This is a genomic window from Streptomyces sp. Pv4-95 (assembly GCF_045782725.1).
GTDB lineage: Bacteria > Actinomycetota > Actinomycetes > Streptomycetales > Streptomycetaceae > Streptomyces.
This window is the reverse complement of sequence record NZ_CP127172.1, coordinates 6,496,945-6,511,732: the sequence shown is the minus strand read 5'-3', so window position 1 is coordinate 6,511,732 and position 14,788 is coordinate 6,496,945. Positions and strand designations below refer to the sequence as shown.

Below are 14,788 nucleotides of genomic sequence, written 5' to 3'. Positions count from 1 at the left end.
GGCACCACCCCCGCCCCGATTTCCGGTCCCGCTGCTCGGCGACGTTTCATGGGCAGGACGGATACATCACACGTCCCGTGGGGGGCGTCACTCCAGTTCGACGGGAGAGGCACGTGGCCGGGCGCATCGAGGACTACGCACTCATCGGCGATATGCAGACCGCCGCCCTAGTGTGCCGGGACGGCACGGTCGACTGGCTGTGCCTCCCCCGCTTCGACTCGCCGGCGGTCTTCGCCGGGCTGCTGGGCACCGAGGAACACGGATTCTGGCGAATGGGGCCCGCGCACGGCCCCGAGGGCAAGCCGCCGCCCGCCGACCGCCGCCGCTACCGGGGCGATTCGCTCGTGCTGGAGTCGGAATGGGACACACCGCGCGGAACGGTGCGGGTCATCGACTTCATGCCGCCCCGTGACGGCGCGCCGCAGGTGATCCGCATCGTGGAAGGGGTCAGCGGGCGCGTCCAGATGACCTCCGCGCTGCGGATGCGGTTCTCCTACGGCTGGGTCGTGCCGTGGGTCCACAAGGTGGACGGCCGCACGGTCGCGGTCGCGGGACCGGACTCGGTCTGGCTGGACACCTCGGTGGACACCTACGGCAAGGACCTGACGACGTACTCCGACTTCACGGTCCGGCCGGGCGACCGGATCGCCTTCACGATCAGCTGGCAGCCCTCGCACCACCAGCCGCCGGCGCTGGCGGAGCCCGAGGCGTCGCTGGAGGCCACCGAGGACTTCTGGCGCGAATGGGTCGAGCACTGCACGTACCACGGTCCCTACCGGGACGCGGTGGTGCGCTCGCTGATCACGCTCAAGGCGCTGACCTACGCGCCGACCGGCGGGATCGTGGCGGCGCCGACGACCTCGCTGCCCGAGTGCGTGGGCGGTGTCCGCAACTGGGACTACCGCTTCACCTGGCTGCGGGACGCCGCGATCACCCTGTCGTCGCTGCTGCGCACCGGCTACCGCGAAGAGGCGCGGGCATGGCGCGAGTGGCTGCTGCGGGCGGTGGCCGGCGACCCGGAGAACCTGCAGATCATGTACGGCATCGCCGGTGAGCGCGAGTTGGGCGAGAACGAACTCAACTGGCTTCCGGGATACGAGAATTCACAGCCGGTACGCGTCGGCAACGGCGCCGCGGGCCAGCTTCAGCTGGACGTCTACGGCGAGGTCACCGAGGCCCTGCACCTGGCGCACATGACGGGTCTGGCCCGTAACGACTACGCCTCGGTGCTGCAGCTGAAGCTGATCCGCTGGGTCGAGCAGCACTGGGACGAGCCGGACGAGGGGATCTGGGAGGTCCGCGGTCCGCGCCGCCACTTCGTGCACTCCAAGGTGATGACCTGGGTCGCGGTGGACCGCACGGTCAAGCTGATCGAGTCCGGGGACGTGGACGGTCCGCTGGAGCGGTGGAAGGACCTGCGCGAGACCATCCACCGGGACGTCTGCGAGAAGGGGTACGACAAGGAGCGGAACACCTTCACCCAGTCCTACGGCTCGCAGGAGCTGGACGCCTCGCTGCTGCTGATCCCGCAGATGGGCTTCCTGCCTCCGGACGACAAGCGCGTCATCGGCACGATCGAGGCCATCCAGCGGGAGCTGGCCACCGAGGACGGCTTCGTGCTGCGCTACCCGACGTCCGGCGCGGACGACCTCGGCGTGGACGGCCTGGAGGGCGAGGAGGGCGCTTTCCTGGCGTGCTCGTTCTGGCTCGCCGACGACCTGGCGATGATCGGGCGCGTCGAGGAGGCCCGCAAGCTCTTCGAGAAGCTGCTCTCGCTCCGCAACGACCTGGGTCTGCTCGCGGAGGAGTGGGACCCCAAGCTCAAGCGCCAGGTGGGCAACTTCCCGCAGGCGTTCAGCCACGTCCCGCTGATCGATACGGCACTGCGGCTGACGGCGAGCGGGGCGTACGGCGGCTAGACCGGCGGGCCGGGCCGGTCGGCGGACTCCGCGTCCGCCCCGGCCGCGCCCCCCGGCCGTGCTCGACGACGGTCATGCCCGGCCCGCGTGCGTGTGCCTGGCGCGAGCGCGAGGGCGGTGACCGGGAGAAGCAGGACGGTGACGGCGGCGTTGAGGCCGCCGAAGCCGATCAGTGCGACGATGCCGCCGGCCGCCGCGCCACCGGCGGCGCCCGCGAGATTCATCAGGGTGTCGGTGAGCCCCTGCACCTCGGAGCGGTGCGCGGCCGCGGTGGACTCCGTCAGCAGCGTCGAGCCGGCCACCGTGGCGCAGGACCAGCCCAGGCCCAGCAGGAACAGACCGGTGGCGACACCCCACGGCGCGCCGCCCGCGGTGCCCGCGGTGACGGCGGCGCAGACCTGGACCGCCTGGCCGGCGAGGATCACGCGGACCCGGCCCAGCCGGTCGGTGAGCCATCCGACGAGCGGCGACAGCGCGTACATCCCGGCGATGTGCAGGCTGATGCTGAAGCCGACGGCGCTCAACGCGGCACCGTGGTGGGTGAGATGCAGCGGCGTCATGGTCATCACCGACACCATCACGGCATGGCCGAGGACGACGGCGGACAGGCCGAGCAGCGCCGGCCGCGAGGTGCGGACGTGCCGCACGGCGGCGACGATCCGCGTGCGGAAGGGTGCGGCGGGTTCCGTGGCGCCGGCCGGGACGCGTGCGCCCGCCCGCGCGGCCGCCAGGCGCAGCGGGTCCGGTCGCAGCAGGAACCAGATCAGCGCCGCGCCGGCCAGGAAGGCTCCGACGGAGAAGACGAAGGTGCCCGCCTCCTCGGGCAGCCCCAGGGCGCGTGCGACCGGTTCCCCCGGGCCGCTGAGGTTGGGCCCGATGACGCTGCCGACCGTCGTGGACCACACCACCAGGGACAGGGCACGCGCCCGGTGGGCGTCCTCGGCGAGGTCGGCGGCGGCGTAACGGGATTGCAGATTGGCGGCGGTACCGGATCCGATGAGCAGGGTCCCGGCGAGGACCAGGAGGAACCAGCCGAGGTGCGCGGCGACGAGCACCGCCAGCGAACCGGCGGCGGCCAGCAGCCAGCCCGCACCGAGGCCCGCCCGCCTGCCCCGGCACCGGGAGAGCGCGGCGAGCGGGATGCCGAGCAGCGCGGCGCCGAGGGTGACGGAGGTGGTGGCGAGGCCCGCGAGGGCCTCGGAACCGGTGAGCCTCGCGACGAGCAGCGCCCCCGACGAGAGCATCGAGCCCATACCGATACCCGCGACGACCTGCGCGGACACCAGGACCCGGAGCGTGCGGCGCTGCACTGCGGCAACGGTGGCACGGTCCGGGTCCTGAGGCGTCCCGATGTGCGGTCTCCCGCCGTCGTCAGGGTCCTTGCGGGCTTGTGCGGTACCTGACATGCGGCTCAGCGTAGAAGCGGGGACCGGGGCGCGTCGCCGCATTTCCGGCCGCGTCACGGGGCGCGGGAGCGGCCGTGAGTCCGCTACCGCACGAGCCGCCACCCCGGGAGGTGGCGGCGGGCCGGTCAGAACGGGGTCAGCGTCAGGGTGATCTCCTTGGGCGCCCCGTCCTCGATGTACGAGGCGAACCCCGCGACGTCGTCGAAGGCAAAGCCGTACGCCTTGCCGTCCTGGGTCGCCGCGTGCATGGCCTTGGCGTAGTGGTTGGTCAGCTGCGCCTGGTAGAAGGCGGCGGGGTCGGTGCCGGGCTGGGCGGCGTCGGAGGCGAGCGTGGAGCGGTTGAGGGCGGCGCCCAGGATGGCGGCGACCGGGCCGAGCGTGCCGTCGTTGGGTGCAGCGAGCGTGCCGTCGCAGAAGAGGACGTCCCGGGTGGAGGGCTTGTCGAAGGAGACCGAACCGGTGGGGGCACCTCCCTGGCCCTTTAGGCCTTGGGGGCCGGTGAAGGCGAGTTTGCCGCCGCTGACCCGGCCGGTGAAGGTGCCCGCGTTGGTGGTGACGGACAGGTCCTTGGATTCGTAGGCGGACCACGCCTCGTCGATCGCCGGGGCGAAGTGGTCCTTGCCGAAGAGGCCGCTGTCGAGGCCGTGTCCCGGGGCGATGATGCGCTTGTCGTCGATGACCAGCGCGTCGAACCCCTCGGCGCCCTTGACGTCGGCGAAGACCTTGGCGCGGGCGCCGTCCTTGAGCGTGCCGGTGGTCTGGTCCTTCGCGCCGGTGAGCTTGATCGCCAGCGGGACGCTGAACATGTCCACCATGGTGGTGTTGCAGTACATGCCACCGGAGTTGTAGGTGAACTCGGCGCAGTCGTGCAGGACGTCGTAGTTGGGGTCGCCGGCCACCCAGCCCGCCGGATAGGCGAGCGCGGCCTTGCCGTTGCCGTCCTCGACCGCCTTGAACTTGAGCTTGCTGCCGAGCGCGGTGTAGATCCGGCCGGACATCCGGGGCAGTTGGAGGGTCGTGGTGCCGCTCGCGGCGAGCGGTATGGCGTAGTCGGTGAAGCCGTCCGAGCCGTTGTCGGCCAGGGCGACGGGCTTGAGTTCCCCCTCGGGGGTGACACGTACCTGCCGGGTGCCGTCGTTGCCGACGATGTAGACCCAGACCGAGGAGTTGGCGTACGCGCCGGAGTTGTTGACGAGGTGCAGCGGCATGCCCGCGACGGCCCGGCCGGCCGGCGCGGGGGCTCCGATGGCACGGCCGGCCAGGGCGATTCCGGAGGCGGTGGCGGCGCCGGCGGCGAGGCCGCCGAGCAGGCTGCGACGAGTGATCACGAGGTGGCTCCTTGCGGGGCGGGGCGCTGGGCGGTGGGGGCGGTCCGGGCGGACCGATGGGGCAGGGCGGCCGGGGCGGACCGGGCAGTCGCGGAGTGTCGGCCTCGGGTGGCGTCGGCGGCCTTCGCGGGCTGCTCGACGGAGACGGCGACATGGTCGACGAGCAGCGAGCCGCCGGGCTCGGTGGCATCGGTGGGGGTGGCCGAGCCGGCCACGCCGTCCGGGAAGGCCCCGCCCATCGCCAGGTTGAGCAGCAGGAAGTGCCCGTGGTGGGTCGCGTTCGCCCAGGAGGCGGCGTCCATCTCCGAGGAGTTGACGGTGTGGAACTTCTGGCCGTCGACAAACCAGCTCAGCGATTCCGCGGCGCTGTCGGTGCGGTCGAGCTCCAGCGCGTAGGTGTGGAAGCCGGCCTGGCAGGCGGTGTCCGGGCAGTCGCGGGAGTTCCCCTTGCCCTGCGTCTCGTTGCACGGCCCGCCGGGGTTGACGCCGCAGTGCAGCACGCCCCAGACCTTGTTGATGCCGTTGACGTTCTCCATGATGTCGAACTCGCCGATGCCCGGCCAGTTCCAGTAGTTGCCCCGGTACTCGGCGCCCAGCGTCCAGAACGCCGGCCAGTAGCCAAGCGCGGCGTCACCGGAGACGTCGGGCATCCGGATGCCCGCCTCGATACGGATTTTGCCGCCGGCCGGGGCCGCGAAGTCGGTGCGCCGGGACTCGATGCGGCCCGAGGTCCAGGCACCGCCGGACTCGAGCGCCGTGATCTTCAGGTGGCCGTCCCCGTCGAGCTGGAGGTTCTCGGGGCGGTCGGTGTAGGTCTGGCGTTCACCGGTACCCCAGTTGGCGGGGCCGCCGGGATAGCCGGTGCCGGTGTCGATGATCCAGTCGTCGGCGGAGGGACCCGATCCGGCGGCGCCGTCGAAGTCGGTGCGCCAGACTTCCTGGAGGGCCCGGGGGGTCGTCCGGTCGTCGGCGGAGTGCCGGTCGGTGGTCGACTGCCCCGCCCGGGGGGCCGGTTCCTCGGCCGAAGCCGTCGGAAGGGTGAGGGCGCAGGTCGTGACGAGTGCTGTGCTCGCGGCGAAGAACACTGCTCTCGTCCGCGTTCTCCTACTCAGTCTCATGCTCATGACATTCTCTCCTCGGCACGGTGGGGGGTCGTGAGGAGTTCTTGGGGGTACACGTTGTGAGAGCGCTCTCATATCGTGTGCAGTGCACCCTGCCGACTCGACGGCGCACCGTCAAGTCACCGCGTGGAAAAAGGAGTTGGATGGTGTCTGAACCGAACGGCCCACGACCGACGCTGGAGGCGGTCGCGGCGCATGCCGGGGTGTCCCGTGCGACGGTGTCCCGCGTGGTCAACGGGGGTGCGGGCGTACGGGCCGCGGTCCGGGAGCGGGTCCGGCAGTCGGTGACCGCGCTGGGGTACGTACCCAACAGCGCGGCCCGTTCGCTGGTCACCCGCCGTACCGGCGCGATCGCGGTGATCATCGCGGAGCCGGAGACCAGGGTCTTCTCCGACCCCTTCTTCGGTCGCCAGCTGCGCGGCATCAGCCGCGAACTGGCCGCCGCCGACATGCAGTTGCTGCTGCTGTTCGTCGAGCACCGCGCCGACTACGACCGGATCGGCCGCTATCTGTCGGCCGGGCACGTCGACGGTGCCCTGATGTTCTCGCTGCACCGCGACGACCCGCTGCCCGGCATGGCCGAGAGCGCCGGGCTGCCCACGGTCTACGGAGGCCGGCCCGGCTGGACGGGCGCCGACCGTGCGCCCCGCCCGCTCTATGTCGACACCGACAACCGCGACGGCGCACGTCAGGCCGTACGTCATCTCCTCGGCCGCGGCCGGCGCCGGATCGCCGTCATCACCGGCCCGCTCGACCAGACGTCCGCCCTCGACCGCCTCGACGGCTACCGTGACGCGCTCGGCACCGCCGAGCCGGACCCGCGGCTGATCGCGGACGGCGGGTTCACCGCGAGCGGCGGCGAGCGCGCGATGGCCGAACTCCTGGACTCGGCGCCGGATCTGGACGCGGTCTTCGCCTGTTCCGACCTGATGGCGAACGGCGCGCTGCGCACCCTGCGGGCCCGTGGGAGGCGGGTGCCCGACGAGGTGGCGATCGTCGGTTACGACGACCTGGAGCCGGCGGCCTGGGCCGACCCGCCGCTGACCACGGTGCGGCAGGACGTCGAGGAGATGGGCCGGGTGATGGCCCGGCTGCTGCTCCGCCGGCTGGGCCCGCGGAAGACGGACGACGAGGACCTCGCACCGGTGATCACCGAAGCGAAGCTGGTGGTGCGGGAGTCGGGGTGAGGGGGCCGGGCGAGGGAGCCGGGGGGGGGCCGGCGCCGCGGACCGTACGGCCGGGCGCGGCGGGCGCGGCGGGCCGTACGGCCGGGCGCCGCGACCGTAGGGCAGGGCGCCGCTTCCCGCCCTGCCTGTCGCCCACCCGGCCCGGTCCCCCACCACCGCACCCGTTCCGCCCGGCCCACGTCCCTTCCGCGCACCGCTCGCCCGTGCCACGCCCCGGTGCCGGAGGCGGACCTGGGCGTTCCGGATAGCGGAGTGCGGGTACCGTTCGACGCCATGGGGCCGGAAGCGAAAATCGAAGCCGAGATCACGGTACGCAGGGCACTGGAGCTGCCCGCGCTGCGTCGGGGCCTGCCGGAGGTGGTGGCCGGTGAGGACCGTCTGGACCGGGCGGTGCGCTGGGTGCACGCCGGCGAGGTCCCGCACATCGCCTCGCTGCTCAAGGGCGGCGAACTGCTGCTGACCACCGGCCTCGGACTGGGCGCGCGGCCCTCCGAGCAGCGCGCCTTCATCCGCAAGCTCGCCGACCGCGAGATCGCTGCTCTCGTCGTGGAGCTGGGTTCTCGTTTCGAAGCGCTGCCCTCGGCAATGGTCGACAGCGCACGCGACTGCGGGCTGCCGCTGATCCAGCTGCACCGCGAGGTCCCCTACGTCACGGTGACCGAGGCGATCCACACCGAGATCATCAACAGCCACTACCTGCTGCTGCGGCGGGCCGACGAGATCCTGCGCCGCTGCACGGACGTCCTGCTGCGCGGCGGCGGCGCTCCCGAGGTGCTCCGCCTGCTGGCCGTCTTCACCGGTAATCCGCTGTGCCTGGAGGCCCCCGACGGCAGCCCGCTGTACGCGGCGGGACCCGACGGCGACGACGACAGCGGAGGTCCCGCGGACGCCGATCCCCTGCTGGCCTGGGAGGGTCTCCGCGACACCGGCGTCCGCATCGACGTGCCCGGCGGCGGCCACGGCCCCGACGCGGTGCGCGCCCGTCTGGTCCTGCTGCCCGTCAACACCCCCGTGGCGCAGGTCCACCGGATCGCCGCCGAACGCGCCGCCGACCTGCTGGCCGTGGTCATGCTGCAGTCCCGTCAGGAAGAGGTGCTCGCCGCCCGGGGACGGGGGGACTTCCTCGCCGATCTGGCGGAGGGCCGGATCTCCGCGGCCGAGGCACCGGGCCAGGCACGCCTGCTGGGCTTCCGTCCCGGGCCGGAGGCGCCCGTGTTCCCGGTGGTCATGCGGCTGCCCACCGGGCTGCCCACTCCCGGCAGTTGGGCACTCCTCGCGCAGACGTTGCGCGAGGAACTCGCCGCCACCGGGGTGCCCGTCCTGCTCGGCGTACGGCCCGTGGAAGGGCGGGTCCCGGTGCTGGTGGCACTGCGCGCGGGGCAGGACCGGGACGCCGTCGCGGACCGCATCGCCGAGGCGCTGCGCGCGGGCGTCGTACGGGCGGGCGTCGACCGGCCGTCCGCGCACCGGCCCGTGGTGGTCGTGGGCACGAAGGGCGATTGGGCCGCGGCCGGGCCCGGGCTGCGCCATGCGGAGGAGGCGGCGGCCGCGGCGCAGGGGCTGCCGGAACAGACCTGGTACGACGCGCGCCGGCTGGACATCGAGCTGCTGCTCTGGCGGATGCGCGAACACGGCGAGCAGGGGGTCCTGGCGGACTTCGTGGAGCGCGCCATCGGCCCGCTGCTCGCTCATGACCGGGGCGCGCGCCAGCCGCTGCTGCCGACGCTGGAGGCGTATCTGGCGAGCGCCGGCCGCAAGGCCGAGACCGCCCGTGACCTCAACGTGAACCGGCAGACGCTGTACGACCGCCTGGCCCGTATCGGCCAGCTCCTCGCGACGGACCTGGAGGACCCGCAGACGGTCCTGGGCCTGCGACTGGCCCTGCGCGCCCGCCGGCACACGGGCAACCGGCCCGCGGACAAGCCGTAGCGCAGGGGGACGAGGGAGCGGCGCAGCGGGTGGCAGGCCGCACCGCCCGCTGCGGCTAGCCCGGCTGAACGGGCTGCGTCAGCTCGTCGTAGACGCTGAGCACCTGCGCGACCGTGTCGTCCTCGGTGGGCCACCCGGCCGCCTGGGCCCGGCCCGCCGCGGCGAGGGCGTCCCGGCGGGCGGGGTCGGCGAGGAGGTCGAGGACCGTACGGGCCAGGGCCGCGGCATCGCCGTAGCGGACCAGTTCGGCTCCGCTGCCCACCAGCTCGCGGGTGCCTCCGGTGTCGGTCGCCACCAGGGGTACACCGGCCCGCAGCGCCTCCTGGGCGATCAGCGAACGCGCTTCCCAGCGGCTGGGAAGCACCACCAGGTCGGCGGCCGCGAGGAGTTCGGGGACGTCGTCGCGGCGGCCGAGCAGCTGGACGGGCAGCAGCTCGTTGTCGATGCGCCGCTGGAGCGCGAGCCGCTGGTCCCCCTCCCCCGCGATGGCGAGCAGCGGCTGCGGGTCACGGGCACACCAGGCGTGCGCCGCGTCGAGCAGCAGGTCGTGGCCCTGACCGGGGTCGAGGCGGCCGACCGCGAGCAGCAAGGGGCGGTCCACGGCGCCCAGTTCGGCCCGCTCCTTGTCGCGCTTGCACTCCTCGTCCTCGGCCTCGGACGGCGCACCGCCCGGCCGGGGGCGGGGGATGGCGACCGGCGCGAGACGGGCATCGCGTGCGCCCCGCTCGCGCGCCCGGTCCACGAGGTCGGAGCAGACTCCGAGGACGACAGCGGCCGCCTTCGCCACCCGCCGTTCCATCAGATGCACGAGCCCGGCACGCGCGCCCGCGGTGTGCGCTTTTGTGTGCCAGGTGATGACCAGAGGTACGCGTGCTCCCCGGGGGCCGCGCAGGGCCATGGAGGCCCGCAGACCGGCCCGCAGGCCGTGCGCATGGACGAGGTCGGCGCCCCAGCAGGCGCTGCGCAGGGCCGCCACACCGGCCGGGTCCATGCGCGGGGCGACCGGGGTGAACCGCGCTCCGACGCCGGTGAAGTCGTACGTCTCCTCGGCTTCGGGAGCGGCGCACACGGTCACCCGCACCCCGCGCGCGACCAGCCCTTCCGCCAAGGACCGCACATGGGCCGCGCTGCCGGCGCTGCCGTGCCCCAGCACCTGGACCGTGCGCAGCGGGGACTGCCCGTGCGACGAGGTCGGGACGCTGCTCACGTGGTCGGGGCTCCTGTGTCGGTGGACGGTACGGGCCGGACCGGCGGGGGCGGTCCGGGAACTGCGGGGCGCTGCGTCGTGCAGCGTTGCTGCGTGGTCGTGCGGAACCGGCTGAGCGTGGTCGTGCGGCCTCGGGGTCGTGCGCGGGGCCGGGGAGCGCCGCGAAGGGTGTGGTGCGGCATCGCGAGGCCGGCCGCACCGAGGTCCTCCACCGGGGCAGGACATCGCGAGCGCGCCCGACGCTGCGCACCGCGCCCAGGATGCCAGCCCGGCGGCGTCAATTCCGCACCGCTTGTATGCCGTTCCGGTGGGAAGTCTCACCCGCACATCCACGGGTTCACCCACATGGGCGACAAACCGACCGCCTCGACACCCGTTCGAGGATGGCTCGGGCGTACGCCGGACGGCCGGACACACGCCGGGGAAGGGCCGCTAGAAGGGCCGCTACACGCCGGGCAAGGCTGCCGCGCTCCGGCCTTGGCGGCGCACGCCGGAGCGCGGGCGGCCAAAGAGGCCGGACTGCGCCGGAATGGTGGCCGGAAGCGCCCCCCGGCCGCAGTGCCCCGTGGTCACAGTGCGGCGGCGGCCCGGCTGGCGCGCTCCCCCGCGGCCGCGGCCACGATCAGCCCGGCCGCGTGGGCGAGAAGCCCTGTTCGCCCGTTTCCGGTGGCGATGGCGAGCCCGAGGCCCGCACCGAGGGCGTGCGCCCCGGCGTCCCCGAGCATGGTGCGCTCCCCCATGTCGTCACCGACGACAGCCGTCGCGGAACCCACGGGCACGGCGGACAGCGGGCCGGCCGGTCCTCGGCGCAGCAGCCCCGGCGCGCCGATGGCCGCCACGGCGCCGACCGCCCGGCCGGGCCGGACGTCCAGCAGGTTCACCAGATGGGCCGAGCCGGCGATCACCACGCCCGCCAGCACCTTGTCGACCGGGCGTTCCTTGAGCAGCGCGCCCGCGGCCAGCCCGGCCGCGCCGATCCCGAACAGCTTCACGGCCCCCGTGGTGACCTCTCCGCCGCGCAGGGCCGAGAGGTGCGCCCGGAAGCCGCGCCGGGCATCGCCCACGCCGGCCAGGTCGTCGTATGCCCCGCAGCCGCCGGCGGCGAGGACCGCCAGGGCGGCGGCGCCCCTCGTCCGTGCGGGCAGTCCCGGAGCCGTGGCGGCGGCGAACGCGGTGCCGAAGGCCGTCGCGAGCCCCGCGTGCAAGTGCACCGTCCGGCCCGCGTGGTTCGTCCGCTCCCAGCGCGCCGCACCGCCCGGCGGCCGGGTCCTGAGCGCCGCGTACGCCGCCCTGGTCGCTCCCGCCGCCCCGGCAAGCGCCGCGATCCGCCCCCACACACCGGTGTCTGCCGCCGCCATGTCTCTCCCCTCGCGCGACGCCGTGCCGCGCTCCACGCCCGTCGTCGGAAGGCGCGATATTGATGCCCGCGGGCCCCGGTGGTGCGGACCAGACGTGCCCTGCGGACCGTTCGGCCCGCGCCCTCTAGCGTCCCGAACGCGCCGTTTCCAGCAGCTCCTCGGCATGCGCCCGGGCCGTCTCGGAGTCCTCCTGGCCGGCCAGCATCCGGGAGAGTTCCCGCACCCGCTCCTCGCCCTCCAGGACGGTGACACCGCTCCTGGTGACCGATCCGTCGTTCGTCTTCTCGACGAGGAGCTGCCGGTCCGCGAAGGCCGCGACCTGCGGAAGGTGCGTGACGACGACGACCTGTGCCGACTTCGCGAGCCGGGCCAGCCGCCGGCCGACCTCGACGGCCGCCTTGCCGCCGACGCCCGCGTCCACCTCGTCGAAGAGGTAGGTCGGTACGGGGTCGGAGCCGGCGAAGACCACCTCGACGGCGAGCATCACCCGGGAGAGCTCACCGCCGGACGCCCCCTTGGCGATCGGCCGGGGCGGTGCGCCCGGGTGCGGGGCCAGCAGCAGCTCGACCTCGTCGGCGCCTGCCGGGCCATAGGCGACGTTACGGCCGCCGATCTCGATGCCGTCGGCGTCCTCCGCCACCTCGACCTGCCGGATCTCCACGCTCACCCGGGCGTGGGGCATGGCGAGTTCGGCGAGTTCCGCGGTGACGGCGTCGGCGAACTCCTTCGCCGACGCGGTGCGGGCGTCGGTCAACGCCTGTCCCAGCGCGCCCAGTTCGGCACGGAGCGCGTCCCGCTCTGCGGTCAGCTCACCGATCCGGTCGTCGTCGCCGTCCAGTTCGGCGAGCCGTGCGGCGCTCGCCTCGGACCAGGCCAGCACCGCCGCGATGTCCTGCCCGTACTTGCGGGTCAGCTGGGTCAGGGCAGCGCGGCGCTCCTCGACGGCGGCCAGCCGCAGCGGGTCGGCGTCCAGGCCGTCGGCGTAGCCGGCCAGCTCGCCCGCCACGTCCGACAGGAGAATGCCGATCTCGCCGAGCCGGTCGGCCAGCGCGGACAGCTCCCGGTCGTGGCTGCGTACGGCGTCGAGGGCGCGGTGGGCACCGGCGACCAGGGTGGTGGCGTCCACGGCCTCCAGGTCTTCGAGGTCACCGGCCAGCGCGGCGTGCGCGGCGGTCGCCGCGGAGGCGAGCGCCTCGGCGTGCCCGAGCCGCTCGGCCTCGGCGGCGAGGTCGGTGTCCTCCCCGGGCAGCGGTTCGACCGCCGCGATCTCCTCCAGGCCGAAGCGCAGCAGATCGGCTTCCTGCGTCCGCTCGCGGGCCAGGGTCGTCAGCTCGTCCAGCTCGCTCGCGACGGCGCGCAGCCGGCGGTGGGCGGTGGCATAGGCGGCGAGCGGAATGCTGACCGCGTCCCCGGCGTAGCGGTCGAGGGCCTGGCGCTGACGGGCCGGCCGCAGCAGACCCTGCTGGTCGGTCTGGCCGTGCACCGCGACAAGATCGTCGGCCAGCTCGCCCAGCAGTCCGACCGGTACCGACCGGCCTCCCACATGGGCACGGGAGCGGCCTTCTGCGGAGACGGTGCGGCTGATCAGGAGCACGCCGTCCTCCAGCTCCGCGCCGGCCTCCTCGGCCCGTACGGCCGCCGGGTCGCCGTCGGCCGTCGTGATCCGGCCCTCCACGACCGCCGATTTGGCGCCGATCCGCACCAGGGCGGGGTCGGCGCGCCCGCCGAGCAGCAGGCCGAGGCTGGTGACGACCATGGTCTTGCCCGCGCCTGTCTCGCCCGTCACCGCCGTGAAGCCCGGGGACAGCTCGACAACGGCGTCATCAATGACGCCCAGGGACTGGATCCGCATCTCCTCCAACACGGACACGACCTTACGAGGTCCCGAGGTCCCCCCGCGACGGCCTCCCCCTCTCCCCTGCCCCGGAAGCCGCGGAAAACCCACCCGCCCCCGCTCGGATTCCTCCTGGGCAAGGCCCTCGCGGCCCAGATGGGAGCCCGACCGCACCGGGCCGCGGACCCCTCGGGCTCGGGAGAAAGCCGCGTACGTACAGCGAGAAGGCCGCGTACGTACCGAACGAAAGGTGCATTCGTACCCGGCTCACCGGCAGGTGCGGGTCTGCGTGGCCGGGGGGCGGGCAAGAGTCCCGAGCCGGAGGGGGTGATGATGGCATCGCCTTGTCACCATCCGATGGCCGGCGGCCCTCCCTCGGGTCCATCGACATGTCGATTCCCGGGGCCCGGCCATCGGGAAGCCGTCCACGAGGGAGCTGTCGGACATCCCTCGGGCCGGTGATCCAGGCCCCGGCCCGGCAGCTCACCCGGCGGTTTCAATGGCCGGATTCCGTCGCCGAGTCCGACGCCGAAGCTCCCGCCCACCGGGCCCCGGGCACGGTACCTCCACCGCTCCCGGTCCCGGTTCCTAGTGCGGTGCCCCCCGCCACCCCGCCACCGGCAGGGCGAACTTGGCGACGAGGCGGTCGGTGAAGGAGGCGTGGTGCAGGCGCGCGAGGCGTACCGGGACGGCGCCGCGGCGGACCTCCACCCGTGCGCCGGCGGGGAGTTCGACGCTGCGCCGGCCGTCGCACCACAGGATGCCGTGCGGTGTCTTGGGCTGGACCTCCACCGCCAGCACCGAATTCGGCGAGGTCACCAGCGGCTTGGCGAACAGCGCGTGCGCGCTGATCGGGACCATCAGCAGCGCCTCGACCTCGGGCCAGACCACCGGGCCGCCGGCCGAGAAGGCGTACGCGGTCGAGCCGGTCGGTGTCGCGCAGACCACCCCGTCGCCGCCGAAGCGGGAGACCGGACGGCCGTCGACCTCGGTGACGACCTCCAGCATCCGCTCCCGCGCGGCCTTCTCCACCGACGCCTCGTTGAGCGCCCAATCGGTGTGCACGACATTGCCGTTGTTACGGACGAGGACATCGAGCGTCATCCGCTCCTCGACCTCGTACGCGCGGGTGACGACCCGGTCGACGACCTTGTCGAGGTCATCGCGTTCGGCCTCGGCGAGGAAGCCGACCCGGCCGAGATTGACGCCCAGCATCGGCACGCCGGACGTGCGCGCGAAGTCCGCGCCGCGCAGCAGCGTGCCGTCCCCGCCGAGCACCACCAGCAGTTCGCAGCCCTCGGCGGCGCACGGCTCGGTCTCGACGCGCTCGACGGACGGCGGCAGCGGCAGGTCCGCGGCCTCCTCGGCCAGCACCCGCACGCCGATGCCGCTGCGCAGCAGGCCCTGGACGACGAGTTCGGCGCTGCGGATGGCCGCGGGGCGGCCGGTGTGCGCGAGCAGGAACACGGTCCGCTCCGCGCCGTCCCGCTCGTGTGCTG

The 14,788-nt window shown here is 73.8% G+C and carries 10 protein-coding genes; 3 read left to right on the top strand and 7 right to left on the bottom strand.

What is annotated here, in order from left to right:
- The first annotated feature begins 113 nt into the window (after window positions 1–113).
- Window positions 114–1,919, top strand: coding sequence for a glycoside hydrolase family 15 protein (locus QOM21_RS28485; RefSeq protein ID WP_407553842.1), 1,806 nt, complete (start codon window positions 114–116; stop codon window positions 1,917–1,919).
- Here QOM21_RS28485 and QOM21_RS28480 read toward each other — a convergent pair.
- The 3 genes from QOM21_RS28480 to QOM21_RS28470 form a co-directional block, all read right to left on the bottom strand.
- A complete protein-coding gene (locus tag QOM21_RS28480; RefSeq protein WP_407553841.1) occupies window positions 1,916–3,325 on the bottom strand; it encodes an MFS transporter in 1,410 nt (469 codons plus the stop codon). The two genes, QOM21_RS28485 and QOM21_RS28480, sit on opposite strands and share 4 nt — an antisense overlap.
- Window positions 3,326–3,450: 125 nt before the next feature.
- Window positions 3,451–4,653 (bottom strand): beta-1,3-glucanase family protein, encoded by a 1,203-nt coding sequence (locus QOM21_RS28475; RefSeq protein ID WP_407553840.1) that lies wholly within the window; start codon window positions 4,651–4,653, stop codon window positions 3,451–3,453.
- Window positions 4,650–5,777 carry a glycoside hydrolase family 16 protein gene (locus QOM21_RS28470; protein ID WP_407553839.1) on the bottom strand — a complete coding sequence of 376 codons (1,128 nt, stop codon included), beginning with the start codon at window positions 5,775–5,777 and terminating at the stop codon, window positions 4,650–4,652. The genes QOM21_RS28475 and QOM21_RS28470 overlap by 4 nt, the downstream gene beginning before the upstream one ends.
- 140 nt (window positions 5,778–5,917) lie before the next feature.
- Between QOM21_RS28470 and QOM21_RS28465 the strand changes: the two genes are divergently transcribed.
- The gene (locus tag QOM21_RS28465) at window positions 5,918–6,961 is read left to right on the top strand and encodes a LacI family DNA-binding transcriptional regulator (protein WP_407553838.1); all 1,044 of its coding nucleotides are present in this window, start codon (window positions 5,918–5,920) and stop codon (window positions 6,959–6,961) included.
- 273 nt (window positions 6,962–7,234) lie between these two features.
- Entirely contained in the window at window positions 7,235–8,890 is a 1,656-nt protein-coding gene (locus QOM21_RS28460; protein WP_407553837.1) for a PucR family transcriptional regulator, read from the top strand.
- 55 nt (window positions 8,891–8,945) lie between these two features.
- Here QOM21_RS28460 and QOM21_RS28455 read toward each other — a convergent pair whose 3' ends face one another.
- The 4 genes from QOM21_RS28455 to QOM21_RS28440 form a co-directional block, all read right to left on the bottom strand.
- Entirely contained in the window at window positions 8,946–10,097 is a 1,152-nt protein-coding gene (locus QOM21_RS28455; RefSeq protein WP_407553836.1) for a glycosyltransferase family 4 protein, read from the bottom strand.
- 569 nt (window positions 10,098–10,666) lie between these two features.
- The gene (locus QOM21_RS28450; protein ID WP_407553835.1) at window positions 10,667–11,455 is read right to left on the bottom strand and encodes a hypothetical protein; all 789 of its coding nucleotides are present in this window, start codon (window positions 11,453–11,455) and stop codon (window positions 10,667–10,669) included.
- A 124-nt stretch (window positions 11,456–11,579) separates the two neighbouring features.
- Window positions 11,580–13,307, bottom strand: coding sequence for a DNA repair protein RecN (gene recN, locus QOM21_RS28445; protein WP_407555880.1), 1,728 nt, complete (start codon window positions 13,305–13,307; stop codon window positions 11,580–11,582).
- Between the two features lie 570 nt (window positions 13,308–13,877).
- Complete coding sequence (locus QOM21_RS28440; RefSeq protein WP_393894530.1) at window positions 13,878–14,756, bottom strand: NAD kinase; 879 nt, start codon at window positions 14,754–14,756, stop codon at window positions 13,878–13,880.
- Window positions 14,757–14,788: the final 32 nt, after the last annotated feature.

Bases quoted from the DNA above. Each gene is read 5' to 3' on its own strand.
- QOM21_RS28480 (WP_407553841.1), bottom strand. From the start codon at position 3,325: ATGTCAGGTACCGCACAAGCCCGCAAGGACCCTGACGACGGCGGGAGA.
- QOM21_RS28470 (WP_407553839.1), bottom strand. From the start codon at position 5,777: ATGAGCATGAGACTGAGTAGGAGAACGCGGACGAGAGCAGTGTTCTTC.
- QOM21_RS28465 (WP_407553838.1), top strand. From the start codon at position 5,918: ATGGTGTCTGAACCGAACGGCCCACGACCGACGCTGGAGGCGGTCGCG.
- QOM21_RS28460 (WP_407553837.1), top strand. From the start codon at position 7,235: ATGGGGCCGGAAGCGAAAATCGAAGCCGAGATCACGGTACGCAGGGCA.
- QOM21_RS28450 (WP_407553835.1), bottom strand. From the start codon at position 11,455: ATGGCGGCGGCAGACACCGGTGTGTGGGGGCGGATCGCGGCGCTTGCC.
- recN (WP_407555880.1), bottom strand. From the start codon at position 13,307: ATGCGGATCCAGTCCCTGGGCGTCATTGATGACGCCGTTGTCGAGCTG.